7 protein-coding genes are annotated in these 6,713 nt (G+C 64.7%); 5 read left to right on the top strand and 2 right to left on the bottom strand.

Features of this window, described 5'->3' with window-relative positions; all coding sequences use genetic code 11:
* Positions 1-191 precede the first annotated feature (191 nt).
* The 5 genes from AC3ENX_RS06990 to AC3ENX_RS06970 all read left to right on the top strand — a co-directional run bounded on the left by AC3ENX_RS06990 (position 192) and on the right by AC3ENX_RS06970 (position 4,171).
* On the top strand, positions 192-926 hold the full coding sequence (locus tag AC3ENX_RS06990; protein WP_434811138.1) for a sialidase family protein: 735 nt from the start codon (positions 192-194) through the stop codon (positions 924-926).
* Positions 927-932: 6 nt separating this feature from the next.
* Positions 933-2,348 (top strand): peptidoglycan DD-metalloendopeptidase family protein, encoded by a 1,416-nt coding sequence (locus AC3ENX_RS06985; protein WP_434811137.1) that lies wholly within the window; start codon positions 933-935, stop codon positions 2,346-2,348.
* 119 nt (positions 2,349-2,467) lie between these two features.
* Entirely contained in the window at positions 2,468-2,812 is a 345-nt protein-coding gene (locus AC3ENX_RS06980; RefSeq protein ID WP_434811136.1) for a hypothetical protein, read from the top strand.
* Positions 2,813-3,016: 204 nt separating this feature from the next.
* The gene (locus AC3ENX_RS06975; protein ID WP_082886195.1) at positions 3,017-3,421 is read left to right on the top strand and encodes a four-helix bundle copper-binding protein; all 405 of its coding nucleotides are present in this window, start codon (positions 3,017-3,019) and stop codon (positions 3,419-3,421) included.
* 129 nt (positions 3,422-3,550) lie between these two features.
* Complete coding sequence (locus AC3ENX_RS06970) at positions 3,551-4,171, top strand: DUF305 domain-containing protein (protein ID WP_394279609.1); 621 nt, start codon at positions 3,551-3,553, stop codon at positions 4,169-4,171.
* A gap of 340 nt (positions 4,172-4,511) precedes the next feature.
* Here the strand turns inward: AC3ENX_RS06970 and AC3ENX_RS06965 are convergent, their stop codons facing one another.
* Together AC3ENX_RS06965 and AC3ENX_RS06960 are read right to left on the bottom strand one after the other, a co-directional pair.
* Positions 4,512-5,324, bottom strand: coding sequence for an AAA family ATPase (locus tag AC3ENX_RS06965; RefSeq protein WP_274647537.1), 813 nt, complete (start codon positions 5,322-5,324; stop codon positions 4,512-4,514).
* Positions 5,324-6,709 (bottom strand): Mu transposase C-terminal domain-containing protein, encoded by a 1,386-nt coding sequence (locus AC3ENX_RS06960; protein WP_274647582.1) that lies wholly within the window; start codon positions 6,707-6,709, stop codon positions 5,324-5,326. Before AC3ENX_RS06960 ends, AC3ENX_RS06965 begins: the two co-directional genes overlap by 1 nt.
* Between the last annotated feature and the right edge of the window lie 4 nt (positions 6,710-6,713).

The raw sequence follows: 6,713 nt of genomic DNA, 5'->3' as shown, positions 1-6,713 counted from the left end.
CTCCTCGATTCCCGCTGCGCAAGGTCAACACCATGACACACCTCCCTCTTCACTCCGCCCTGCCCTCATCCCGCACGCTCACCCGTTCCCTCGCCGCCGTCACCGCGATTGCGGTCGGAGCTCTCACCCTCGCCGGATGCGCCTCATCCGAACCGGAAGTGACATCACCACAGCCTGTAGCCACCACCCACGTGCACAGCATCGTGCCTGCCCCGGACGGAAACGGGTTCCTCATCGGCACCCACGAAGGCATCTACACCGCCACCGAGGACGGCCAGCTCGGTGACCCGGTCGCCGGCCCCGTGTTCGATGCGATGGGTCTGACCTCGATCGACGGCACCCTGATCGCCTCCGGTCACCCCGGGCCCGACACTCCTCCCGAACTCGGCGCCCCGCACCTGGGCATCATCCGCAGCACCGACACCGCGCAGTCCTGGCAACCCGTCGCCTACACCGGCGAGAAGGACTTCCACGTCCTCGCCGCCGGCCCTAGCGGCACCCTGTACGGCATCACGACCGACAACCCCGACATCCTCACCAGCACCGACCAGGGCCAGACATGGGCACCCACCGGCAGCGCCCTGCCGGCGTTCAACCTGACCGTCGACGCAGATGAACGCCTCATCGCATCCACTCCCGACGGACTACAGGTGAGCCTCGACGGCGGGGGCCGCTTCGTCCCGTGGGACGGTGCCCCACTCATCGCACTTCTCAACACGTCCCCCGACCGGCAACGCATTGTCGGGATTGGCAGCGGCAACACCCTCTGGGTCGCGCAGGCAGGATCACAGGCGTGGGAGCAAGTGGGCGTTGCCCCAGCCACCCCGCAGGCCGTTGCGATTACCGACACTGGCGACATCCTTATCGCCGGGGAATCGGGGCTCACCGCGCTACCCGTCTCCGAGCAGTTGACCTCACCGAACTGACCGACCATGACGGACATCCAGAACGTCACTGACGACGTCCCATGCGGTTGCGGCCCCACTGCGGAAGAGGCCCGCGCGCTACGTGGGGGAATCACTCGGAGGCGCGCGCTCAGCGCCGGCGCGATCGGGGTCTTCCTCGCCGCGACCGGAGCCAGCCTCGCTCCATCAGCATTCGCCGCGGAATACCCCACCTGGGATGACGTCGAAAAGGCTCGGAACAACGAGGCCGCGAAGGGCGCCGAAGTCACCCGAATTCAAGGGCTGATCCGATCACTCGAGCAGGACGTGGACACGAAGCAAGCCGAAGCCGACCGGCTCGGCCAAGAACATGTCCTCGCTCTGGAGGCCTACGAGGACGCCGTCGCGCGCGCCGAGTCCCTCCAGCAACAGGCCGACGCAGAGTCGGCCCGGGCCGACTCTGCCGCCGCCAAGCTTGGTGCCCTCGCGGCTGAGCAATACCGCTCAGGGAACACCGATCCGACCCTGGACCTGTTCTTTTCCGGCTCCGCCGGTTCCGCAGACGATCTGCTGTCCCGGTTGGGGTCGATGGACCGTCTCGTCGACGCGAACCGGGAGGTCTACGCCGACGCTGCTGGCGCCCGCGACAGCGCACGCCACCTCAGCGATCAAGCTCAGGTAGCTCGCGACGAACGTAACCGCCGGGAGGCGGAAGCCGAACAGAAGATGCAGACGGCGCAAGCAGCGGCGCAGGCAGCCCTGGACGCGCTAGCTAGTCAGAACGAGTACCGTGACGTGCTCGACGCTCAACTCGCAGCCCTTCAAGACACAACATCCCGCACGATCAGCCAGTACCAGGCCGGCGTGGAAGCTCGACGCAGGGAACGCGAGGCGCGCATCCGCCGTGCGCGGGAAGCAGCGGCTGCCCGCGCACGCGAAGAAGAACGACGCCGCCGCGAGGAAGAACGGCGCCGACAAGCCCCAAACAACGTCGGAACCGGAGGCGAAAGCTCCAGTAGCGGGGGCAGCGGCGGGAAGGTCCAGTCCTCCGGGTGGGTTCGACCGGCGCACGGATGGATCAGCTCATGGTTCGGAACCCGCGGCAGCATCTGCCGCAACGGCTACTGCACCCGCGCCGGCCACCGCGGGATTGACTTCGCGAGCAGCTGCGGATCCCCGATCTACGCCGCGTACCCCGGCACCGTCATCTTCGCTGGATACAGCGGCGCATGGGGCAACTACATCAAGATCCAGCACGCAGACGGCACGGTCACTGGGTACGCGCACATCATCAACGGTGGCTACAACGTCAACTACGGGCAACGAGTGCGCGCCGGTCAAGTTATCGCGTACATCGGCAGCACCGGCGCCTCCAGCGGCTGCCACCTCCACTTCGAGGTGTACATCGGCGGCGTCCGGGTTGACCCTGCCCCCTTCCTCCGAGCACGAGGGGTCGCAGTTTGAACCACCCCACGCCCGGACCGCCCGCGGGCACAACTGTTCGCCGCTCGGAGGCAGCACCTGACGAAGAGCGAACATCTGCCCTGGAGCATGCGTTGCAACTGCGTGCCTTCGATGGCCGCATGACCGTTCCGGAGAGGGCAGCCCATATTGCTGTGTACCTTGAGCTGGCGCGAGAGCTTGATACACGCGACGCGCAGTCCGAGGGTGTATCGCCTGACCTGTGCGCGTGGGACGCTACGGTCATTCAGGCCGCCGACGCCTGCCGGGAAGTTGCGGTGATGCTCGGCCAGGCCACCGTCGAGCTGGCCGCGGTACGGAATACGGTGCGGCGGTGCCTTTCCGCGATCTCGTCGTGTGGCGACATCTGCGGACCACACAAGGAGGCCACTGCTTCCTGCGCACGGCGAGTGGACATCGCCAGACGAGGGGCGAAGGCTTGCGCGGACCTCATTTCATCCATCTGAGCAGCCTTCCGCTGCGGTCGCACCGGTAACGATCGTTTCCGGGCGAGCCGAGGCTGCGTCAACCGGCCGCCGTGAACGTTGGCCGTATTGAACCTGGTTTACGGCCGCCATTCATCGACAGACCTCAACCCCCTACCTCGACCCTCGACCCCGCTCTAGGGTGACCGCATGTCGGGGAAGGCCCCCGAAGAAAGGAAAGCAGCCATGACTGTTGCAGATCAGATGCTCGCCACCCACCCGAAAGTCGGTTTCGCCGCAACCCAGGACGCCCTTCTGCGCTGTATCGAGGCATGCGCCGAATGCGCCCAGGCATGTACCGCCTGCGCGGACGCATGCCTCGGAGAAGACATGGTCGCGGAGCTCGTTACATGCATCCGGAAGAACTCGGACTGCGCAGACATCTGCGCCGCCACAGGTGCAGTGCTCTCCCGCCAAACCGCACCGGATGTTGCAACGGTTCGCGCCCTGCTCGAAGCCTGCCGCACCGCCTGCGCGTCCTGTGCCGCCGAGTGTGAACAGCACGCAGACATGCATGAGCACTGCCGCGTGTGCGCCGAATCCTGCCGCCGCTGCGAGGAGGCATGCACCGACCTTCTCGCCGCTCTCTAAAGCGGCCCAGGTTCGCAGTCCTCCTGCGAGCACTACCCGCCATTGGCGGTCGCTGACGGGACGGTCGATGCCGCAATCGCCCGCCCCGTCACCGTCGCCGCACCCCCTCCCATCCGAACAGGAGACGTCATGACCGCGAACGACCACCCCGATCCCAAGCAGAACGACCAAAGCGCAGCGACCGACGATCACAGCCAGCAGGGTCATTCCAAGCCCTGGAAAATGTATCTCCGATTCGGGGCGATGATCCTCACCGGGATGGTTGTCATGTACTGGGTGATGTTCGTCGGCTCCTGGGAGTGGAGCCACATCCGCTTCAGCGAAAGCCGCGTCTTCATGGCCCTGACCATGGGCGGTGCGATGGGGTTGGTGATGCTGGCGTGGATGCTCAACATGTACAAGAGCGTCAAAGCGAACATCGCCGTCGCCACAGTTAGCGTCCTGCTGCTCGCCGGCGGAGTCGCGCTTGACCGCAGTCAGATCACCGTGGACGACACCGCCTGGATGAACGCGATGATCCCCCACCACTCCCTCGCCATCACCCGCTCCGAACGTGCACAGATCCAGGACGTTCGCGTCTGCGAACTCGCCGCCGAAATCAGCGCGGCACAGCGCAACGAAATCCTCGAGATGAACTGGCTCATCGACGACATTTCGAGCAATGGAATCGCTGAAACCCCAGAAGAGGCGCAGGCCCGTCCCGCCCCGACGTTCGATGAGACAGCCCTGCGAGGATGCCCCAACGAGTAGCTGCTCTCAATCTGCCCTTGTCGGAGTGTGATGACGCTGGAAGCGAGCCTCACCACGTGGTGTCAAAAACGATCGTTTACGGCACGGCCGGCGCCGACGCGGATCAGCACTCAACACGCCGGGCGATGGAACCGCCGAAACCCCCCGCCGTAACGGCCACTGGCCGAAGCCCTCATCGGACGTTTTCGGTGGGTCGAACGTGAGTTCGGGAAGGGCTGCCATATGTGACCGCAAGGGGATCCCTATCCGACATACGGTTCCATCGAGTACCTGGTTCCGCGAGACATTCGATTGTGGAGTTCGTCGCTCTTTGGCGGCGTTCTGTGATGGCTTTGCGTCGCTAGTTTCCGATGACGAGGATGCTGGCCGCGGCTTCAACGACGTCGTCGGTGATCGTGTCGAGCTGGTTGATCTTTAGTACCCGGGTGATCTGGGGGAAAAGTCGTTCGAGGAGGCGGAAGTTGCCGCGGGTGATTCGTTCGATCGCGGCGACGGCCTGCGCGTCGGTGAAGTCGTCAAGGTCAAGGACCTTACCTAACCGTTTCCAGTGGCGGTCCAAGACGAAGAGCAGTTCCTCGCGGCCCAGGGTCCGGTACTGGTGTGAGAATCCAAGTCTGCTGAAGAGTTGCGGGTAGTGACGGAAGCGCTCGTCGATGCCCGGCATTCCGATCAGGATGATCGCGAGGTGGGTGCGGTCGTGTTGGTCACGAAGCAGCTCGAGGGCGCTCGGCGTGAGTCGTTCGGCTTCGTCGATGATGAGCAGCTCAATGAGGCGCTTGACGTCGTTCTGCCTGGACGAGGCGGCGTCTGTGCTGAGCGACCTGAGGTGCTCGTCGGCGCAGATGCCGACTTTCATCTGCCAGTGGTCGATGTCGCTCATGAGGTCTTTCGGGCGGCAGAGGACTTCGGGTGTGTAGAAGACGGTGCGAGATCGGTTCGCGAGTGCATAGTGTTTGGCGTCGTGGTCTCCGCGGGGGCCCCACTCGTCGATATAGGGCTCGAGGATGTCCCAATTCGCGTACCGGCGCGCGGAGTTGGTTTTCCCGACGCCAGCTGGACCGTGGCAGATCCCGATCGTTTTGTCCTTTCGGACGGCGTTGGCGAACTCGGTGAAGCGTCGGTGCTCCTTTGTGACGATAAACGCGTGGCTCATCATTCGTCCTCCTCGTAGGTGCGCAACCGGGGCCGCCTCGGTGCGGAGTCAGGTGTGCGGGTTTCCTCGCGGTGAGCGACCCTGGGGATGCGGTCATTGATCGTGCGACGTAGTTCCCGGCGCCGTGCTCGGCGTGCGGTTTCGATGTCGCGGAGGCTGAGGCGGAGGTTCGGGTGGGCTTCATCGATGGCGGTGCAGATGAACGTGTCTCGGTCGTAGACGCGAATCTCGGAGATGTCGCGGGGGTCGTAGCGGATGGTGATCGTGTGTCCGACGAAGGGTGCCAGGGTTGGGGCGAGGTACCGCTGGCCTTGGAAGTGGATACCGTCTCGTTGGACGACACGATTCTTCGGGACCGTGAGAAGGAGCCCGTCGAGTTCCTCGAGGCTGTCAGGCATGCGGGGAAGCCAACCGTCCGCGATCCATGCCTCTTTCGGAGAAATTCCGAGTTCGCTATGGGTGCGGTCGTTGTAGGTCGCGATGAAGGCGCTGATGGCACGATCAAGCTCTGTGAGATCGATGACTGGCTTCGGGTTCCTGTTCCCGCGGCTCATATGCCCGGGCAAAGTTGCTAGAAGCTCGGAGTTGACGGTGCGGAAGAATCGCTCGACCTTCCCGCGCCCCTGTGGCCGGCCGACCGTGGAATGGATGATCCGCACGTGCAGCGCGATGGCGGTGCGTTCCAGGTGGCGGCTGGTGAAGTCGGAGCCGTGATCGACATGGAGAACGTCGGGAATCCCGCACATCGCCCAGGCAGGGTCGGTCTTGCGCCAGATCGCCTGCCGGAGTGCGAGGGCGGTGTTCATCGCGGAGGGTGCACCCGTGAACACCATGTAGCCGCAGATCGCGCGGGAGTGATCATCCAGCACGGTCGTCAACCAGGGCCGATCGGGTTTCCCGTCGGCATCGACGATGAGGATATCGAGTTCGGTGTGATCGGACTGCCACGTCTGGTTCGGGTGCTCGGCGCGGCGACGAAACACGAGTTCGTGCTTGTTCCGGTACGACGCCGGCCCCTCCAACGCAAGCGTGACCAGGGCCGGGTCAAGTTCCATCACGATCTCTCTGACCGTCGAGTAGCTCGGCGCGGGGAGCTCTCGTTGCGTCGCATCGGCGGCGGCGAGGCGATGGAGGGTAGCGAGGGCGGGGCGAGGTTTGGTTAGAGCCAGGCGTTCGATGAACGCCACGGTCTCGGGCCGTGTGCGTCGCACCCCCTGGTCACTGCGGGGATGAGAGTCGAGCGCGGCGGGGCCGCCGTCGCGGTACAGCTGGTGCCAGCGTTGAAGCGTTCTTGCGCTGATCCCGCAATCCCGGGCGAGGACGGCGAGCGGGATCTGGTCTTCGACATGCAGCCGAAGGATCCGCCACCGCTCATCCCCATCCAAGATC

The sequence above is a fragment of the Microbacterium sp. bgisy189 genome, from assembly GCF_057707225.1.
This window is presented reverse-complemented; position numbering and strand designations above follow the sequence as displayed.